Annotated in this window: 13 protein-coding genes and 1 pseudogene; 9 read left to right on the forward strand and 5 right to left on the reverse strand. The window is 54.1% G+C overall.

Features of this window, described 5'->3' with window-relative positions; genetic code table 11:
• Positions 1–93: 93 nt before the first annotated feature.
• The 8 genes from ACGJAX_RS09670 to ACGJAX_RS09705 all read left to right on the forward strand — a co-directional run bounded on the left by ACGJAX_RS09670 (position 94) and on the right by ACGJAX_RS09705 (position 13,764).
• Positions 94–750 (forward strand): inovirus-type Gp2 protein, encoded by a 657-nt coding sequence (locus tag ACGJAX_RS09670; protein WP_390958608.1) that lies wholly within the window; start codon positions 94–96, stop codon positions 748–750.
• Between the two features lie 271 nt (positions 751–1,021).
• Positions 1,022–1,222, forward strand: a complete 201-nt coding sequence (locus ACGJAX_RS09675) for an AlpA family transcriptional regulator (RefSeq protein ID WP_348130568.1) — start codon at positions 1,022–1,024, stop codon at positions 1,220–1,222.
• A 476-nt stretch (positions 1,223–1,698) separates the two neighbouring features.
• Positions 1,699–1,908 (forward strand): hypothetical protein, encoded by a 210-nt coding sequence (locus tag ACGJAX_RS09680; protein ID WP_044268719.1) that lies wholly within the window; start codon positions 1,699–1,701, stop codon positions 1,906–1,908.
• Positions 1,895–5,194 carry a helicase-related protein gene (locus tag ACGJAX_RS09685; RefSeq protein WP_390958610.1) on the forward strand — a complete coding sequence of 1,100 codons (3,300 nt, stop codon included), beginning with the start codon at positions 1,895–1,897 and terminating at the stop codon, positions 5,192–5,194. Before ACGJAX_RS09680 ends, ACGJAX_RS09685 begins: the two co-directional genes overlap by 14 nt.
• Complete coding sequence (locus ACGJAX_RS09690; protein WP_390958612.1) at positions 5,191–5,892, forward strand: DUF4391 domain-containing protein; 702 nt, start codon at positions 5,191–5,193, stop codon at positions 5,890–5,892. The genes ACGJAX_RS09685 and ACGJAX_RS09690 overlap by 4 nt, the downstream gene beginning before the upstream one ends.
• Positions 5,889–8,582: an ATP-binding domain-containing protein gene (locus ACGJAX_RS09695; protein WP_390958614.1), complete on the forward strand. Its 2,694-nt coding sequence runs from the start codon at positions 5,889–5,891 to the stop codon at positions 8,580–8,582. Before ACGJAX_RS09690 ends, ACGJAX_RS09695 begins: the two co-directional genes overlap by 4 nt.
• A 93-nt stretch (positions 8,583–8,675) precedes the next feature.
• Complete coding sequence (locus ACGJAX_RS09700; protein ID WP_390959836.1) at positions 8,676–10,610, forward strand: DNA methyltransferase; 1,935 nt, start codon at positions 8,676–8,678, stop codon at positions 10,608–10,610.
• A 10-nt stretch (positions 10,611–10,620) separates the two neighbouring features.
• Entirely contained in the window at positions 10,621–13,764 is a 3,144-nt protein-coding gene (locus ACGJAX_RS09705; RefSeq protein WP_390958616.1) for a DEAD/DEAH box helicase family protein, read from the forward strand.
• 182 nt (positions 13,765–13,946) lie between these two features.
• Here the strand turns inward: ACGJAX_RS09705 and radC are convergent, their stop codons facing one another.
• From radC to ACGJAX_RS09730, 5 genes are all read right to left on the reverse strand, one after another.
• Positions 13,947–14,444 carry a DNA repair protein RadC gene (gene radC, locus ACGJAX_RS09710; RefSeq protein WP_390958618.1) on the reverse strand — a complete coding sequence of 166 codons (498 nt, stop codon included), beginning with the start codon at positions 14,442–14,444 and terminating at the stop codon, positions 13,947–13,949.
• A 51-nt stretch (positions 14,445–14,495) separates the two neighbouring features.
• The gene (locus tag ACGJAX_RS09715; RefSeq protein WP_390958620.1) at positions 14,496–15,416 is read right to left on the reverse strand and encodes a hydrolase or metal-binding protein; all 921 of its coding nucleotides are present in this window, start codon (positions 15,414–15,416) and stop codon (positions 14,496–14,498) included.
• A gap of 79 nt (positions 15,417–15,495) precedes the next feature.
• The gene (locus ACGJAX_RS09720; protein WP_390958622.1) at positions 15,496–16,500 is read right to left on the reverse strand and encodes a lambda-exonuclease family protein; all 1,005 of its coding nucleotides are present in this window, start codon (positions 16,498–16,500) and stop codon (positions 15,496–15,498) included.
• A 110-nt stretch (positions 16,501–16,610) separates the two neighbouring features.
• On the reverse strand, positions 16,611–17,579 hold the full coding sequence (locus ACGJAX_RS09725; protein ID WP_390958624.1) for a DUF932 domain-containing protein: 969 nt from the start codon (positions 17,577–17,579) through the stop codon (positions 16,611–16,613).
• A 71-nt stretch (positions 17,580–17,650) separates the two neighbouring features.
• Positions 17,651–17,980 (reverse strand): hypothetical protein, encoded by a 330-nt coding sequence (locus tag ACGJAX_RS09730; protein ID WP_390958626.1) that lies wholly within the window; start codon positions 17,978–17,980, stop codon positions 17,651–17,653.
• A gap of 247 nt (positions 17,981–18,227) precedes the next feature.
• On the opposite strand from ACGJAX_RS09730, the pseudogene ACGJAX_RS09735 reads away from it, so the two are divergent.
• Positions 18,228–18,467, forward strand: a pseudogene (locus ACGJAX_RS09735) (ATP-binding domain-containing protein); the annotation flags it as partial.
• Positions 18,468–18,662 lie beyond the last annotated feature (195 nt).

Below are 18,662 nucleotides of genomic sequence, written 5' to 3' on the forward strand. Positions count from 1 at the left end.
GTAAGTAGTCGTAGGGCTATGCTTGTTTCTGATTTTCAGTAAAGTTGTACTAGGCGTGCTGATGGTATGAGCCCACATACTTGGAGCACCATCATGGCCCGACATCATCAAAACACTAATCTAACTCTCTATGCAGGATCTACTTACCTAGGCTTGGCTGTGCAGGAGGCTAAAGGCCCATTCATCAGTGAATACCTAAACCGCCTTCATCAAACGGTGGGGCGGGCGCTTATCCAATACAGTCGTGTATTTGCATTTAGGGTTGATCTACGGCTTCCTGCCCAGGCTCAGTTGCCCGATTACACTTTTACCAATGAAGTGATTGAACGGTTCATTGAATCGTTTAAAGCCAAGATTAAGCATAACCGTAGTCAGGCTCGGAAATTGAACAAGCATGCCCATGACAGCAAGGTCCGCTACGTCTGGGCGCGGGAGCTGGGGCAGCATGGTAAGCCCCACTATCACCTGGCAATCTTGCTCAACCGAGATGCGTTTACGGCCTTGGGTAAGTTCGAGGCTGGCAGGGACAACATGTTTAATCGCCTAGAAGGCGCTTGGGCCAGTGCCTTGGGGTTGCCAATAGAGGCTGTCAGCGGCTTGGTCGAGATTCCCACCAATCCATTCTACTACCTTAATCGCGGTGAATCGGAAGGACAGGCTGCATTCTTTTACAGAGCAAGCTACCTCTGCAAGTCAGCGACGAAAGTCTTTGGTGATGGCAGTCATGGTTTTGGTTGTAGTAGGAGCTGAGCGCACCAGATGGGGAGTGCAACCAATAAGTGAGAGGTCGCCGTGCACTTGACTGCCCTGGTGTGAGCCAAGGGCAGCCTATCGGCGAGTGTCAGCCTAGGAGTAGCAGGTAACCCTGTTCGCATAATGACACGTTGCTATCACTACTCGCGGCGAATTATTTAAAAGGATGGTTATGGCTTGCTGAATCAGCCAAGCCGCGAGGTGACGCTCAAATAGGTACTTCTTTACCAGCACGCCAATCCTCTGAACGGATAAGAGGAGCCAGTTCATGAGGATCATTCGCCTGAAAGATGTCCAGCATTCCACCGGCCTAGGTCGGTCCACAATCTACAAGTACATCAGCGAGGGAAGCTTTCCAAAACCCGTGTCATTGGGCGACAGGGCTGTCGGCTGGGTTGAAAGTGAGGTGATGGATTGGGTCATGGCCAGGATCGAGGCGCGGGATGTTCACGAGTCTCTCACGGCGTGATCAGCTAATTGACTGAGATTTCTTCAAGTCATGCGGTCGGCAGTTGCTGCTGGCTGTGTGGCCCAAATCTTCCTTTTATTTCTAGGGCGTCAAATCTGAAATGTTGGACGAGACGGTTGAGCTCACTACCACATGAACCAAAAGCTACGAATTTGACTCACGCACTTCGGGGAGGCACCAGCAACGCTGCCGTTACCAAAATGGCATTAGCTGACTATGCAGACTATCTGGAGCAAGTGCTGCAGCGCTTTGATGTATTCGTCAGCAGTGCCGAGCTAAGCGTGTGGTGGAGCAGTTGGTGACCTGTCTTGTATGAATTTGTTGAGAGCCTGCAAGCTGCGGCTGCTGTGTCGATCACGACCCTAATCTTAGATTTAGTGCGTGGGAATAGCAGTTCGCCTGGTTCTGGATTTTTTGAGTCGCTATTGATGGCACGACGCAGTACATTTGCAGCACAAAAACTGCAGGACTGAGTCATGAAGCGTCCCAAGGACGAAACCCTGTCCATTCGTACCTCGAGTGACATCAAACAACTGCTGCGAATTGCAGCGGAAAGAGAGCGACGCTCCATTGCCTCGATGATTGAGGTATTAATCCTGAAATATGCTCAGGAACAGGGTCTGCAGGCAGAAACGCCGTCAGTGGAAGAGACGAAAAAAGGTAAGGGAAACGATGGAGCTCATTGACAATATTACAAGGCTGCTGGGTGACGACCTCAAAGCGACGCTCAAACCCGGTTCCCGCCTGAGTATCGCGGCGTCTTGTTTTTCGATGTATGCATTCGAAGCGCTGAAAGCTGAGCTAGAAAAGATCGACGAGCTGAACTTCATCTTCACCTCACCGACGTTCGTTGCCAGCGAGGTTGCCGACAAGGTCCGCAAAGAGCGAAAGGAATTCCACATCCCGAAGCTGGATCGTGAGCGCAGTCTGTACGGTAGCGAGTTCGAGATTCAGTTGCGCAACAAGCTCACCCAGCGAGCGGTTGCCAAAGAGTGCGCAGAATGGATGCGGCGCAAGGCGACCTTCAAGTCCAATCGCAGCAAGGCCCCAATGCAGCAGTTCGCCTGCGTGCAATCTGCTGAAGCGGGCACCTCTTACATGCCATTGCACGGCTTTACAGCCGTCGATCTCGGTTACCAGCAAGGTAATGCTGTCTCCAACCTCGTCAACAAAATGGACGAACCAACCTTCACGGCAACTTACCTAAGCCTGTTCAATCAGATCTGGAGCGACTCGGAAAAACTGGAAGACGTCACCATGCAGATCTGCGATCACATTGAGGCTGTCTACCAGGAGAACTCGCCCGAGAGCGTCTATTTCCTGATGCTTTACAACATCTTCAACGAGTTCCTGGACGACATCGATGAGGACGTTTTACCCAACGACCGTACCGGCTACCAGGACACGCTAATCTGGAGCAAGCTCTTCAACTATCAGAAGGATGCGGCCACCGGGATCATCAACAAACTAGAAACCTATAGTGGCTGCATCCTGGCGGACAGCGTTGGCTTGGGGAAAACCTTCACAGCCCTAGCCGTCGTCAAGTATTACGAACTGCGTAACAAGTCGGTGCTGGTGCTCTGTCCCAAAAAGCTGGCGGACAACTGGCTCAACTACAACCGTAACCTCAAAACCAACATCTTTGCCCGTGACCGATTCAGCTACGACGTGCTGTGCCACACCGACCTCACTCGCACCAGTGGAGAGTCGTTTGGCACTCCGCTCAACCGCATCAACTGGGGTAACTACGACCTCGTCGTCATCGATGAATCGCACAACTTCCGCAATAACGATGCCTTCAAGGACAAGGAAACCCGATACCAGAAACTGATGAACAAAGTCGTCAAAGAGGGTGTAAAAACCAAGGTACTGATGCTTTCAGCGACCCCAGTGAACAACCGCTTCAATGACCTGCGCAACCAACTCGCGCTAGCTTACGAAGGCAACTCCGAAAACCTAAGCAAGAAGCTGAGAACTGGCAAAACTGTCGAGGAAATTTTCCGTGGTGCGCAGGCCAGTTTTAACGCTTGGTCAAAACTTCCGCCCGAGGAACGCACGGCGCGCGCTATTTTGGACTCGCTCGACTTCGATTTCTTCGAGTTGCTAGACAGCGTCACGATTGCACGCTCGCGAAAGCACATTCAGACCTACTACGACACCACGGATATCGGGCACTTTCCTGAACGGCGCAAGCCCTTGTCGTTCCGTAGCCCACTGGTTGTGGGTGCTGAGCAGCGAACGGATGTAATGAGTTTCAACGAGATTTTCGAGCAGTTGTCTCTGCTCAAGCTCGCGGTATATGCCCCCATCAGCTACATCTTGCCTAGCAGATTGGCGAAGTATGAAGAGATGTACGACACGCAGGTTGAAGGCGGTCGAGGCAAGCTACGTCAGGTTGATCGGGAAAAAAGCCTGGTAGCGCTGATGACAACGAATTTGCTGAAGCGCCTTGAAAGCTCTGTTTATGCATTCCGCAGCACACTTAATTCTTTGAAGGAAAACCACCAGCGCGTTCTCGGCCTGATTAAGGAGTTCGAGAGCCGGGGCGGTGTAACAGAGGTCGCCAGCCTTACAGAAGCCATGGGCTCAATTGACGCTGAAGAAGACGGTATTCCGTCGTTTCATGACTTAGAAATCGGCAACACAATTCGGATAAAGCTGGCAGATATGGATCTGCCTTCTTGGGAGCATGAACTCCAGGTTGACCTGGAAATTATCTCCGCCTTACTGGTCTCCATGAGCAAAATCACGCCAGCCGAAGACGCCAAGTTGCAGCACCTGAAATCGCTAGTGCTCGACAAGATTGCCAATCCCATTAATCCCGGGAATAAAAAAGTACTGATTTTCACGGCTTTCGCTGATACGGCCGATTACCTCTATGACAATCTTGCCACTGAGCTGCTCGCCAATCAGAACCTGCATACAGCGAAGGTCACTGGTAGTAGCTCGCCTCAGTCGACGCTAAAAAACTCAGCTCAAAAGAAAAGCTACGACTTTCAGGAGCTGCTCACCCTCTTCTCGCCGCGTTCCAAAGAAAAGGCCATTGTCCTGCCAAACGAATCGGCTGAGGTCGACTTGTTGATTGGCACCGACTGCATTTCCGAGGGCCAGAACCTGCAGGACTGCGACTACCTCATCAACTACGACATCCACTGGAACCCCGTGCGCATCATTCAGCGCTTCGGTCGAGTGGATCGCATCGGGTCGCCCAACAGCAGCATCCAACTGGTCAATTACTGGCCCGACATCTCGCTCGACGAGTACATCAACCTCAAGGAACGTGTCGAGAGCCGGATGATGATTGCCGACGTCACTGCCACGGGCGACGACAACGTGTTGAGCGCTCAAGCCAACGACGTGTCCTACCGCAAGGAGCAGCTGCGCCGCCTACAAGACGAAGTCATCGAGCTGGAAGACCTGAAAACGGGCGTTTCGATCACAGATCTGGGGCTTAATGACTTCCGCATGGACTTGCTCAACTACGTCAAAGCCAATGGCGAGTTGAGCAACGTACCGAGCGGCATGCACGCCGCTGTGTCAGCCAAACCTGAGCTTGGCCTGCGTCCAGGCGTGATCTTTACACTGCGGAACCGCAACTCGAGCGTCAGCGTTAGCCAACATAACCGTCTGCACCCGTATTACCTCGTCTACATCAGTCGTGAGGGTGAGGTCATTCATGATCACACCGAGGTCAAACGCCTGCTCGATCTGGTGCGCAGTTGCTGCAAGGGCCAAGCGCAGCCCATTCCGGAGGCTTGCAGTTTGTTTAACAAGGAAACTGCTGACGGGCGGCAGATGCAGGTGTATTCCGACCTGCTTGGCAAGACCATTCGTTCGATGATTGAGGTTAAGGAAGAGAAGGATCTGGACAGCCTGTTCAGCAGCGGCAAAACCACTGCGCTGGTCAACACTATTGCCGGACTGGATGACTTCGAGCTCATCACCTTCTTGATAATTCAGGAGGCCGGATGAGTCATATCTCTCCAGGGGAGTCGAACGCCGCGTTCATCAGCTACCCGAAGCAGGCCGCTTTTGGCCGCAACCTGCCAAAGAACAAGATCTACGAACACAGTGGAGCCAACACACGGCTGAAAGACTTGTTCGTTGAGCAAGTGGAACAGATCGTCTGGCAATACAAGCTGGCTCCGGAAACGATCAACCTGCCCGCTAGACCCAATGTGCCGGAGCTTCAGATCTTCGCCATCCAGCTCAAGACCTCGGAGCTGAATTTGGATGTGTTGCGCTGCATAGATGGTGCGGTGCAGTTCCCCATCATCTTCGAGCTGAGCTTTGACGGCCGAACGCAGGTAGTCGCCGCGTTCAAGCGCCCGAACGAATCAGACGCGAGCCGTTGGGTGTTGAGCGACTACTTTGCGACGGCGTGGTTACCGAGCGATGTGGAGCGCGCCGTCATGCCATTGGCGCTCGACTTGGGTGGCTTGTACGAACAGTTGCTTCACCGCCTGATTCCAACACCTGCGCGCCAGCAAGAAGGCCTTGGTGACTTGGTCGCTCGTGTCGAACAGGTTGCGGCGAAGCAGCGTGAGGTCGAGAGGGCCGCGAGCAAGCTTGCCAAAGAAAAGCAATTCAACCGCAAGGTAGAGATCAACGCGCTCTTGCGACAGCTAAGAAACGAACTTGAACAGTTGACCGGTAGGGATAGCGCATGACGCAGAGCCTGAATGACGAATCGAAGAGACACATCGAGCAGGTCGCGGGCGAGGCGTTAGCGCAACTCGAAAGCATCGCCGAAGCCTCCAAGAGCAAGCTTCTTGATGGACGAACACTGGGATCCGATGCCCTGGCAAGCATCAATACGATGACGTCCAGTCCGGCTATCCAAAGGTTGGATCAGATCAGCCAGGCGAACCGTGAAAGCTACCGGGTATTGGTGGCAGAGCCCGCCATTGCTCGCGTTGTGGTGGTTGATGAAGAGGGCGAAGAGAAAACCTACTACATCTGCCGCACTACGCCGGTATCGGGCTTTCCCAATTTGGCCAGCTACCGGGCTCCTGTTGGACGATTGGCCTCATTGGCGATTGGTGCAGAGTTCACGCTTCCCAATGGAACCGTTGTTGAGGTTCTTGAGCGAGCTCAGCTCCGGCCGAGCGCACTCGCCGATGGGTGGGACTCTCGTGACACCGTGGTTGAAGCCGAGCATTTTGGGCCGCTCACCATCGAGTCGCTGCGAGCTCTGCTGACTGAGGTCGCCGGGGAAGAAGTCACAGAAGATATCCTGGGCCAATTGCTGGCGGAGGAGACCGTCAAGGCCAACATCATCGACGGCGTTCGCCGCAGCGTTATCACCAAGATGGGGTTGCGGGATCAGCCCGTACTCGATCAATACCAGGACGAGATTTTCCGTCTTCCTCTCGACAAGCGGCTGCTAATCTTGGGTCCACCTGGTACCGGCAAAACGACGACCCTGATCCGGCGCCTCGGCCAAAAGCTCGATACCGCTTTTTTAGAAGAAGGCGAGCAACGCCTGGTTGAGACGGTTTCTGTAGCGCAAGGCGTTGCGCATTCCAACAGCTGGCTGATGTTCACGCCTACCGAACTGCTCAAGCAGTACCTTAAAGAGGCTTTTGCCCGAGAAGGCGTTCCTGCTTCAGATCTGCGCATCAGAACTTGGCAGGACTATCGGCGCGAGCTGGCCAGAAACGCTTTTGGCGTTCTCAGAACTGCTTCTGGCGGCGGCACCTTCGTCCTGAAAGAGAGCTTGCCAAGCCTTAGCGAAGCTGCGTTCGACCGACCCATTCAGTGGTTTGACGATTTCGATGCATGGCAACGCAGCGCCTACGTGCAGGAGCTGCATGAAGCTGCGGCTCTACTCCATGATGCCAAGTCTCCCGACGTCAAGAGCTTGGGCGCACGTTTACAAGACATCTTAGCGCGGGCCGGTGATGGCACTCTGGCCTCCACATTCGGATCATTGGCCGCAGAACTCCCCAAAGTGCAGGCGCTCGTCACCAGCCTGAAGGAAGCCTCTGACGGCAAGATCAAAGCTGCGCTCAACCTGCAGCTCAACCGCAACCGGGCATTTTTAGATGAGTTAGCTCGTGTCATCGACAGCTTGCAGCAGGCGCAGGCAACTGAGACCGACGAGCAAGACGATTTCGATGCCGACGAGGAAGAAGACACCACAACATCGCGCACGGGGCGCGCGGCTGCTCTCAACGCCTACATGCAAGCCGTGCGTGCCCAGGCTCGGTCAGCAGCCTCCAAGCGTATGCTGAACAAGACCTCTCGCAACGGCAAAATTATTGAGTGGCTAGCCGATCGTGGCCTGGCAGAGACCGACCGTGTAGATGTGGGAGCGAGTCTTCTGGTGCAGACCAACGCTCGACGCTTCGTGAGCCCGGTTAAGCGCTACCTCGACGGCATTCCCAAACACTACCGTGCGTTTCGGCGAGAACGCCAAGAAACCGGAAACTGGTATCGCAACGAGGGCTTCGAGGCACGAGACATCCATCCACTCGAACTCGATATTGTGCTGCTGGCCATCTTGCGCGTCGCAGGCGACCTTATCAGCCGGCCCAGCGTCCTGCGCGATATCGACAGCCCCGCTTGGTCATCGCTCCAGCCCATCCTGGGGCATTACCGCAACCAAGTATTGGTGGACGAGGCGACCGATTTCTCGCCCATTCAGCTCGCCTGCATGGCAGCATTGGCTCACCCACAACTGCGCTCGTTCTTTGCCTGCGGCGACTTCAACCAGCGCCTGACTACTTGGGGCGCGCGTTCCGCTGACGACTTGAAGTGGGTCTTTGCCGACTTCGTCATCAAGGAGATCACCGTCTCCTACCGTCAGAGCAAGCAACTGAACGACTTGGCCCGTGCCATGATCCGCGCCGTCGCTGGCACCGAGCAAAACGTCAGCCTACCCGCGAATATGGATAGCTCGGGTGTGGCGCCTGCCTTGTTGGAGCATGCCGACGAGACAGCGGTCGTTGTGAGCTGGCTCGCAGATCGCATTCGTGAGATTGAGCGCTTTGTAGGCCAATTGCCGTCCACCGCCATTTTTGTGAATACCGAAAACGACGTGGCCCCGGTAGCTGAGGCTCTGAATGCCGCCCTGGCCGAGCACAACATTCAGGTCATCGCCTGCCGCGAGGGCCAGGCCGTCGGGCAGGAAAGCAATGTGCGCGTGTTCGATATCCAGCACATCAAGGGCCTGGAGTTCGAGGCTGTGTTCTTTATTGGCATCGACCAGCTTGCCGAGCTACATCCTGCGCTCTTCGACAAATACTTGTACGTGGGCACCACTCGTGCGGCCACTTATCTGGGCGTGACATGTGAGGGTACCTTGCCATTAGCTATCGAGAGTCTGCGCGTGCACTTTTGCCAAGACTGGCAATAAGACGACTGAATTTATCAAAACGAACTTGAACAAATGGGCAGTTGAGCTTCTTTCACGGAAGCACGGCTGCAAGAGGAAAAAAATGTGGAAAAAATGAAAATGCACTCGCCCAACCTCACTCGAGACAATGTCGCCCGCATTCGTGATCTGTTTCCGGGCTGCGTCACCGAGACTGTCGGTGAAGACGGCAGCGTGAAGCTGGCAGTGGATTTTGACCAGCTGCGGCAAGAACTTGCTGAGTCGATTGTCGAGGGACCACAGGAACGGTACCACCTGAACTGGCCAGGAAAACGCGAGGCGCTATTGGCTGCCAATGCGCCGATTGCCAAAACGCTGCGGCCTTGCCGCGAGGAAAGCGTGGAATTCGATGCCACCAAGAACATCTACATAGAAGGTGACAACCTTGATGCATTAAAGCTGTTGCAGGAGAACTACCTCGGCAAGGTCAAGATGATCTACATCGACCCACCGTACAACACGGGGAATGACTTCATCTACGAAGATGACTTTGCTGAAGGGGCTGACGATTATTTGCGCCGCTCAAATCAAAAGGATGAAGAAGGCAACAGACTGGTAGCCAACACGGCAGCCAATGGCCGATTCCATTCCGATTGGTTAACCATGATGTACTCCCGAATTCGTCTTGCTAACCGGTTGCTTACTGACGATGGTGTGCTCTTTGTGAGTATTGACGACAACGAAGCACACAACCTTATTTCGATTTGCTCAGAGATATTTGGATCTGAAAACTTTGTGGCGCAACTCGCTGTGCAGTTGAATCCAAGAGGAAGGCATCTTGATCGCTTCGTCGCCAAAACGCATGAGGTAATTCTCGTATTCGTCAAAGATGGTCTGAACGTCGCATCGATTCAAGGCCTCGAAAAAGAAGGGCGAATGGTTGAGGAATACAACAAGAAAGATGACAAAGGCCCTTATCGACTACTTGGGTTGCGAAACCGGAACCAGGCGTTCAATCCAACAACGCGTCCAAAACTCTATTACCCGCTGTACGTCAATAATACAACAGGCGGAGTTTCCCTCTTTAGGGATGACGCTCATCAAGCTGAAGTCTGGCCTGATGCGCCTAACGGGGTAAAAACATGCTGGACGTGGGGTAAAGAAAAGGTCGGAAAAGAGGGGGCTCTTCTTTGCGCAGAGCGGACTGGTGACGAATGGCGCATTTACCGAAAAGACTACTTGCACAGCGATAACGGTGAAGTCGCAAAGACCTTAGTGAAGTCGCTCTGGACGGACAAGGAAATAACAAACGACTATGGCAGAAAAGCGATTAAGGACCTTTTCGGCGCATCGGTCATGGATTTTCCGAAATCCCCCGAACTCATGGCGAAGCTTGTTCGTATTGGAAGTCATTCAAACTCAATAGTCATGGACTTCTTCTCTGGCTCGGCATCTACCGCTGAAGCGGTGATGGCGGTTAATGCCGACGATGGAGGAAATAGAAGATTCATCATGATTCAGTTACCTGAGCAAGTAAGCGCTGATTCTTCAGCCTCAAACGCAGGTTTACCTTCGATAGCGGATATAGGGAAAGAGCGCATACGCCGCGCTGGGAAGAAGATCCTTGAAAGGGAAGTAAATGACGCATGGAACCAGGACATCGGGTTCAGAGCCCTCAAGATCGACACGTCCAACATGGCCGACGTCTACTACGTGCCCGATTTGCTGGACAAAGCCAATTTCGACCTGTTCGTTGACAACATTAAGCCCGACCGCACGCCAGAAGATTTGCTGTTCCAGGTGATGCTGGACTGGGGCGTCGATCTGGCCCTGCCCATCACCAATCAGTCCATTCAAGGCCAAGACGTGTTTTTTGTCGATGGCAATGTGCTTGCCGCCTGCTTCGACGCCACCGGCAGTATTGACGAAGACTTTGTGAAGGAGCTGGCCAAGCAGCAGCCCCTTCGTGTGGTGTTCCGCGATGCAGGCTACAAAGACAGCTCCGTCAAAATCAATGTTGAGCAGATTTTCAAGCTGTTGTCGCCAGCTACCGAAGTCAAATGCATCTGAGGGGCACGCGATGAAACTTAAATTCAAGACGCAGTCTTATCAGACAGCGGCGGTGCAAGCCGTGGTCGACTGCTTCAAAGGTCAACCGCCCGTAACACCGGAGGCTATCAGTTACCGCATCGATCCGGGCAAGGCCAAGAAAGGGGTTGAAGACCTGTTTGCAGAGGGTGGGTTCAAGAACGCCGACCTGAAGCTCACGGACGCCACTTTGCTGGAAAACGTCACCCAGGTGCAGCATCAGCAGAACCTACCACTATCGAGCTCATTGACCGATTTTTTTACGCTCAATGGCAATCGGGAGCGTGTTGCGGCAACAGCGCAATACAAGGTAACTGCCAAAGCAGTATCACGGCTGCATCTTGATATCGAGATGGAAACCGGAACCGGGAAGACTTACTGTTACATCAAGACCATTTTCGAACTGAACAAGCAGTATGGCTGGAGCAAGTTCATCATAGTGGTGCCCAGCATTGCCATTCGTGAAGGCGTGGCCAAGTCACTGGAGATCACCGCAGAGCATTTCCTGGAGACGTACCACAAGAAGGCGCGCTTCTTCATCTACAACTCCAAGCAGTTGCACCATCTGGAGAGCTTCTCGTCGGATGCTGGTATCAATGTGATGGTGATCAACGTGCAGGCGTTTGCTGCCCGTGGCGCTGATAACCGGCGCATCTATGACGAGCTCGATGATTTTCAGTCGCGCCGCCCGATTGATGTGATCAGCGCCAATCGGCCGATTCTGATCCTGGACGAGCCACAAAAAATGGAGGGTGCGGCAACCCTGAAGTCCTTGGAGGAATTCAAGGCGCTGATGGTGTTGCGCTACTCGGCCACTCACAAGACCACGCACAACAAGATCCATCGGCTGGACGCGTTGGACGCCTACAACCAGAAGCTGGTGAAGAAAATCGCAGTGCGCGGCATCTCAGTGAAGGGGCTGGCGGGCACCAATGCTTATTTGTACCTGCAGTCCATCGAGATTTCGAGCAAGGCACCTGTGGCTCGTGTTGAGTTCGAGCAGAAGCTGAAAAGCGGCGAGATCAAGCGCGTGGTGCGCAAACTCTCCAAGGGCGACAACCTCTTCTCCGATGGTTTTTCAAACGAGCTGGATCAGTATCGTGGCTATGTGGTTGCGGACATCAATGCCAATACCGACATCTTGAGCTTCACAAACGGCGTTGAGCTTTTTGTTGGCGAAGCCACTGGGGACGTGAACGAAGCGTCGCTGCGTCGCATTCAGATTCGGGAGGCGATCAATGCGCACTTCGACAAGGAGCAGGCGCTGTTCCAGCAAGGTATCAAGGTATTGACCTTGTTCTTCATCGATGAAGTGGCCAAGTACCGCGACTACTCGGTTGCGGACGAGAAAGGTGACTACGCACGTATCTTCGAAGAGGAATACCGCCAATACCTGAATGAGGTGCTGGACCTGGATGAAACACCGTACATTAAGTACCTAAAGGGTATCGATGCAGGCAGGACGCACAGCGGCTATTTCTCCATCGACAAGAAGACCAAGCGGCTCGCCGATCCTGATATTGAAAAGCGTGGTGAGAACGCAGGGTTGTCGAACGACGTGGATGCGTACGACTTGATCCTGAAGGACAAGGAAACACTTCTGTCATTGCCAAAACCAACGGATGATGACGTCACCAGAAACAAAAAGAACGTACGATTCATCTTTTCGCACTCCGCTTTGCGTGAAGGTTGGGATAACCCGAACGTGTTCGTGATCTGTGCGCTCAAGCACAGCGACAACACCATCTCCCGCCGTCAGGAAGTCGGTCGTGGGTTACGATTGTCAGTCAATCAAACCGGTGATCGGATGGATCATCCGGCCATCGTCCATGACGTCAACGTACTGACCGTAGTGGCGAGTGAGAGCTACAAGGACTTCGTCTCTGCACTGCAGGAGGACATCAGCAACTCTTTGTCGGAACGCCCCAAGGTGGCAGACGAAGCCTATTTCACCGGTAAGGTGCTCAAAACCCCCACAGGCGATGTTGAAGTCACGCCGCAACTTGCCAAGCAGATCTACAAGTACCTGCTCAAAAACGACTATAGCGACGATGCGGATCGCATTACTGGCACGTACCACGAAGCCAAACAGGACGGCACACTGGCCCCGCTTCCACCAGAGTTGCAGGCTCATGCGGAACAGGTTTTCCAGCTAATCGATGGTGTTTTCAGCGAAAGCCAGCTATTCAAGCCGGAAGATGGCCGCAAAGCCAAGAAACTTGAAACCAATGCCAATTTCGACAGGCAGGAGTTTAAAGAACTGTGGAGTCGGATCAACCGCAAGGCTGCCTACAGCGTCAATTTTGATACAGCTGAACTGGTTAACAAAGCCGTTGGAGAGCTGGACAAGTGCTTGCGCGTGACTCCTTTGCAGTACACGATCCAGACCGGCGAGCAGGCTGCACAGGTGACTTACGACGATGTTAAGAGCGGTAGTGCTTTCAAGCTAACGAAGACAGATCCCGTCGAAAACCATCAGTCTGTCCATTCGGCAGTGAAATACGACCTCATTGGTAAGGTTGCTGAGGGCACGCAACTTACACGACGCGCGACTGCGGACATCCTCAAAGGCCTTAGCGTAGCGGTGTTTGCACAGTTCCGAACCAATCCGGAGAGCTTCATCTCCGAAGCAGTCCGGTTGATCAATGAGCAGAAGGCGACGATGATTATCGAGCATTTGGCCTACGACCCAGTCGAGGACAAGTTCGATCTGGACATCTTCACCGTAGGGCAGACCAAGCAGGACTTCAGCAAGGCCGGTGATAAGCTGAAGCGCCATATCTACGACTACGTAATCACCGACTCTGGCATCGAGCGCGAGTTTGTGAAAGAGCTGGACACCTGTACCGACGTGGTCGTGTACGCCAAATTACCGCGCGGCTTCCTGATCCCTACCCCGGTTGGCGATTACAACCCTGACTGGGCGATTTCGTTCAAGGAGGGAGCGATCAAGCATGTGTACTTTGTGGCTGAAACCAAGGGCTCAATGTCATCAATGGATTTGCGTCCGATTGAGGCTACCAAAATCGAATGTGCACGGAAGTTTTTCAATGAGATCAATAAGAAGTACGCCCCCGAGAACGTCAAATACGATGTGGTGAACAGCTTCGGGAAGCTGATGGAGCTGGTGAAGTAAGCAGGATCTACGTCCAATCGGGTCTAACTCAATAATGATCTGTCGCTTATCAGGGTATTCCTGACAAAAAAAAAGAAAGTCCTGTTTTGAGCCGCTAGAAGGGTTGCTCAAACAGGACTTTTCTTTTATCCCAGCCAAGGCCACGAGATGTTGTTTGATGCCCATAAGCGAAAAATTAGGGATTACAAGTAACCTCGTTCGGCCAGCGATACGCAGCCTTCACAGCCCACCACCACATGATCCAATATCCGGGTGCCTATCATGTCGAGGGTGTTCTTGAGGGTGGTGGTCAGCGTGCGATCGGCTTGGCTGGGCTCCGGATCGCCAGAGGGATGGTTGTGCACCAAGATCACCGCTGCCGCATTATGCTCCAGAGCGATCTTGACCACTTCCCGTGGATACACACTGGCACCGTCCAGTGTGCCTCTGAATAGCTCCCTGAAACCAATCACCCGGTGCTTGCTGTCGAGTAGCAGCACAGCAAAGACTTCGTATTCATGGTACTGCAGCAGTGTTTGCAGATGACTGAATACGTGTCTTGGCTCAGTCAGTGCTCGACCTTTAGACAGACGACTCATCGCAAGTTGTTGCGCCATCTGCAGGATGTCGGCTTCGGTAACCGGAGAGTCCATGACATAGGTGCCGGTTTCTTCACCGGCTCTGAGCTTGTGATATTTCATGCGGGTATTCCTATACAAATGCGTGAGAACGCTGGGAATGTCGAGAGGGGGTTACTGGGCTGTGGGCTTGCTGTTGTGCCGCGTGGCTTGCGAATCCAGTTTTTGAGCGAGTGAGGGTTTGGCAGGCGCTGTCAGTTGGACTTGGTGGGCTACAAGGCTGAGCTGATCCTCAATGGCGGGGAAAAATTCCTCGACGATGGCGCCGGTGTCCTCTTCGCTGTCTTCAAAAGCTCCATTTTTAAATCCCTGGCGGGCCGCGAGATCCAAGGCGCTCTGGTCAAACCCGGAAGCTTGTCTGGTTTCTTCCCGCTGTTTGGCTTCCAGCAACGCGTCTTCCAGGCTCATTCCACTGCGTACCGTGATGTCCACGTAGAAGATCGGTGTACCGTGGCTTTGCCGAGTGGACTTACCACGTAGACGCAGCTCCAGCGGTAGACAGGCCAGGCGATTGCCGGAGATTGCTTGCAGATAATGCAGACGCGCTGCCAGGGTGCGGATGCTGTTGTAGCCCGTGGTGCGAAAGACAAAGCTGCCCAGCGGATCGTCATCGCCAATTACTACGTTCAACCGGCCGTAAGGCTTGCAGGCATTGCCTTGAGCGAGTGAACACCCATCCGGTGAGGCACAGGGCAGCGACTGGATGCCGTCCTTCGTCAAACGCTTGCAGGTCTCACCATTGCCGACGCACAGTGGCCGGCCGGTATTACGGTCGAACAAGCTGTAGTCCGCACGAAAATTCAGATCAGGCTCGTTGAACAGTAAACGGATCGGAATGCTGCGCAGCTTGCCGTCCTGGCCGTTGCGCAATTCCTCATTGAGCGGGTGCAGCAACCAGCCGTCGCGGCTTTGTACTTGAGAGGTGAGGGTGAACTGATCGTCTTTCTCCGGCAGGCGCTTGCCGTTTCTCTCAACAACCTTGCCGATGGAAATGCGCCCGAGTACCGGAGGGGTGATCGCTAAACCTTTGAGCATGGTGGTTATCCTTGATCTGGAAATGAAAAAAAGCCACCGGGACGTGAAGGGTCAGGTGGCTTGGGCGAGAGGCGAGGATTCAGCCGATCAGAAAGCGGCGACTGCCAGGTTTGATCTTGGAGTAGCGGGCCTGCAGGTAGGGTTTATCCTTGAGCATCTGTTCGATATCCAAGCCGGTGCTGTCCTTGGACTTCTTCCAGCTGATATAGCCATCGGCAAACTCTGCACGGGTGGCTGTGCCCAGGGCCTGTTGCAGGACTTGCTTGAGCTGCGCCTCACGCGTTTCCTGCTGGGCAATGCTCTGGCGGACAGCCTTGAGCTCCAGGTAGATGGTGGCCAGCTCTGGGTGCTGGCTAAAGTCAAGAATCTGGCCGTTGTCCTCGGGGTAGAGGCAGCGTAACGCCGCTTCCGCTGAGGCCGTACCATCGGCCGGTGGTGGGGTATCGCTGACCACGTAATCCCAGAACAGCCGCTCCAGATCAATCAGCCGAGCAATCATCGACTCGTCCCGTTCGATGCGGTGAATCTCCAGGTGCTGGCCACCTAGCAGTACTGCGACATCGGCCGCCTGTTTGCCAGTTACGGCTAACTGATGCATGACCTGCAACTGCACAATTTCGGGCACACCCTCCTTCCATAGGCGAGCGCCGTTGATACCGGCGGTTTTGCATTCAAGGATCTGTACATCGTCGGCACCGATCACCTCGCGGTCGATGTTGGCCAGCATCCAGGGCAGTTTTGGATCGGGATGCTGCAGCACGGCATTGATTCGCCGCACTCGATTGCTACTGCGCTTGCTGTAATGCCAGGCGACGATGGGTTCGAGGACGTTGCCCCAGTACGCCGGACTCTCCTCGTCCTCAGGATCGATCTTAGGCAAGGAGGCATCGCGTCCGGTTTTTTCCAGCCACAGTTCCAACTGGGACTTATAAGGGTTGAGGCCGACAGCGGCGGCTGCATCCGAGCTGCCTATGCCGCCTTTACGTACCGCCAGCCAATCTTCACGCGGCAGTTGTTTGGTGCCAACCAGGCGTAACGCTGGCCGGGTTTTTACGGTCGTTTTTGGTAGTGTTTGAGAGGTCATGAGTATTTCCTAATGCATAAAAAACGCCTGACCAGCAGCAAGCTGATCAGGCGTTTTAATAGGTGACAGGAACGAGACGTACGAGCCGAAAGTAACCGCGAGTAACCCCACTAGGCGGCGAGCTGAAGGGCTGCGCTCAGGGCACGTTGTTTGATCGCAGCCCCTTGGCCGAACCAGGCCGAGTCCATGCGGTACTCATTACTCCGAGCCCGTCGTTCATGGTCGACGTACTCGGTGACGGCGTTGAGCAAGCCCCAGGCCGTTCCGCGAGATGATTCCAGCGTTGCGCCGCGACCTTGGCCTTCGTACAGTTCTTGGACTTTACGCAGCGCCCGTTCGTTGGGGAGGACTTCCGGCAATTTGCTGTGTGGGGAGACGTCACACAGCACGTTCATGAAGAAACCCATTGCCTCATGCCACTGCACTTTGCGTTCAGCCAAATTCCGCATCCGGTACATAAACTCATCCCATTGCGAAACGGCGATACCCAGCTGCTTTTTCACCACTTGCGGATCAAAGCGGGTGTTATGAGGCACTTTGATTGCACGGGTCGTACCATCAAGAGCGATGGTCAGGGTGTTGTTGCAGACCACCCGAACTGTGGTTGGCGTCGCTGTGGTGGCTAGGGTTCCATCGCAGGAGGTGGCCAATAATAGGTAGCCGTTTACCTGGTCATGGCCTTTCAATTCGGCCGTTTGTCCGGTACGTGCCAACGCCCAAAACTTGCGACCCCCTTTTAGCACGCCCGCCGTTTCCAGCTCATAGCCGGATACTTCAGTCAGATCTCGGTAGAACTCTAGGACCTCACGCGGTTGTACGATTTGGTACCGGTTGGACACGACGGAGAGCGGTGCCTTGGTATCGGAGCGGTAAAGCACCTTTTGTTCCGGGAACGAGTGGATGGTTCCCAATGGGCCGATGCTGTCAGCCTTGAAGTGGACTGGGCTTTCTTGAATCTTCCAATCCATACCGGCTTCGCGTTGCCAGATTTCCAGCGGTTGCTTCTCGGAAAGGCGACTGCCCAGACCATGCCAGGGAGTAGCACCGACGTAAGCCATTTGTTCGATCAGGTGTGCCATGGGAGTGTTTCCTTGCGAATAAAGGGGAGACGGCGCCTTTTCAGTGAGGCACGACGCCTGTTCACAACGACTTAACGGTTGACGCTGAAGCTGTAACCGCACTCTAGGCACTGGAAGTTGTTCAGTACCTTGTCATCCATTTGTTCACCCAGCGTGGCGCCGGCAATCCCACCGGCGACCCCGCCGATCAGACCACCCAAAATCGCTCCGGCAATACTGCCAATAGTGATCCCGACCGGCCCACCGACCACACCGATTACCGCACCGGCTTCCGCCGCCGATAAGGCGCCGGCGGCTCCACTGGCGGCACCGCCGGCGACCCCAATTAATCCACCCGCTTGTTTACCGATATTTTTCGTGACGACACGTCCAGAGCTGCAGCTAGGGCAGGGGGCATACATACGCAAATCCTCCAATGATGAGCGTGCTGAGCCAAAAGCAGGCACGCCAAATTCCCTGCCGCAATCAATACGGTAGGGTGTTCATCGAGGTGATATAGGTTTGAAATTTTTTTGAACTGAATTCAGATCGAATTAGGGAGCGTCTCGTCTCGAAAAACTGTCTTGGAGCAAATAATTTGTTTTTTCTAAGTCGAATCGCCCATGCCGATGAAGAATTTGGTATCACGCGACAACCTGTCTGCAGGTTGCGATGACGGTGCACAAGTCTCAAAGCTCGGAATTCAGCCATGCCGCGTTGGTATTGCCTGATGCGCTGAATCCCGCGCTGCCCAAGTAGCTTTTATACACCGTAATTACACGAGCCAAGGGCTGGTTCAGCCTGGTCGAGGCCAGGCCGAGGGAAGGTGCCGTGAGTCACAATGTGCAGCGTACCGGCGGGCTGGCGCTGCAATTGCAGGTTGAGCTGGAAAAGCATCAGCGAACCTGAGTGGGGCGTTGAAGCACTTGTAACCGGGATACTGCGCTTCGGCAGTGACCTTGGCCAGCCATGGCTGAGCTCACTGCTTGTACGGTATTGGTGAAGTTGGCTTGAGGGCCGGCGGTAGTAACTACACGTTGCATGAAGGTTAGGTAGGTTTTCATGGGGGCAGGCTCAAGTGAGTGGTGATGAACCCCGTGGACT

The sequence above is a fragment of the Pseudomonas moorei genome (assembly GCF_042846945.1).
Taxonomy (GTDB): domain Bacteria; phylum Pseudomonadota; class Gammaproteobacteria; order Pseudomonadales; family Pseudomonadaceae; genus Aquipseudomonas; species Aquipseudomonas moorei.

Excerpts from the sequence above, each read along its gene's own strand:
- ACGJAX_RS09670 (WP_390958608.1), top strand. The coding sequence starts at position 94 with ATGGCCCGACATCATCAAAACACTAATCTAACTCTCTATGCAGGATCT.
- ACGJAX_RS09675 (WP_348130568.1), top strand. The coding sequence starts at position 1,022 with ATGAGGATCATTCGCCTGAAAGATGTCCAGCATTCCACCGGCCTAGGT.
- ACGJAX_RS09680 (WP_044268719.1), top strand. The coding sequence starts at position 1,699 with ATGAAGCGTCCCAAGGACGAAACCCTGTCCATTCGTACCTCGAGTGAC.
- ACGJAX_RS09685 (WP_390958610.1), top strand. The coding sequence starts at position 1,895 with ATGGAGCTCATTGACAATATTACAAGGCTGCTGGGTGACGACCTCAAA.
- ACGJAX_RS09690 (WP_390958612.1), top strand. The coding sequence starts at position 5,191 with ATGAGTCATATCTCTCCAGGGGAGTCGAACGCCGCGTTCATCAGCTAC.
- ACGJAX_RS09695 (WP_390958614.1), top strand. The coding sequence starts at position 5,889 with ATGACGCAGAGCCTGAATGACGAATCGAAGAGACACATCGAGCAGGTC.
- ACGJAX_RS09700 (WP_390959836.1), top strand. The coding sequence starts at position 8,676 with ATGAAAATGCACTCGCCCAACCTCACTCGAGACAATGTCGCCCGCATT.
- ACGJAX_RS09705 (WP_390958616.1), top strand. The coding sequence starts at position 10,621 with ATGAAACTTAAATTCAAGACGCAGTCTTATCAGACAGCGGCGGTGCAA.
- radC (WP_390958618.1), bottom strand. The coding sequence starts at position 14,444 with ATGAAATATCACAAGCTCAGAGCCGGTGAAGAAACCGGCACCTATGTC.
- ACGJAX_RS09715 (WP_390958620.1), bottom strand. The coding sequence starts at position 15,416 with ATGCTCAAAGGTTTAGCGATCACCCCTCCGGTACTCGGGCGCATTTCC.
- ACGJAX_RS09720 (WP_390958622.1), bottom strand. The coding sequence starts at position 16,500 with ATGACCTCTCAAACACTACCAAAAACGACCGTAAAAACCCGGCCAGCG.
- ACGJAX_RS09725 (WP_390958624.1), bottom strand. The coding sequence starts at position 17,579 with ATGGCACACCTGATCGAACAAATGGCTTACGTCGGTGCTACTCCCTGG.
- ACGJAX_RS09730 (WP_390958626.1), bottom strand. The coding sequence starts at position 17,980 with ATGTATGCCCCCTGCCCTAGCTGCAGCTCTGGACGTGTCGTCACGAAA.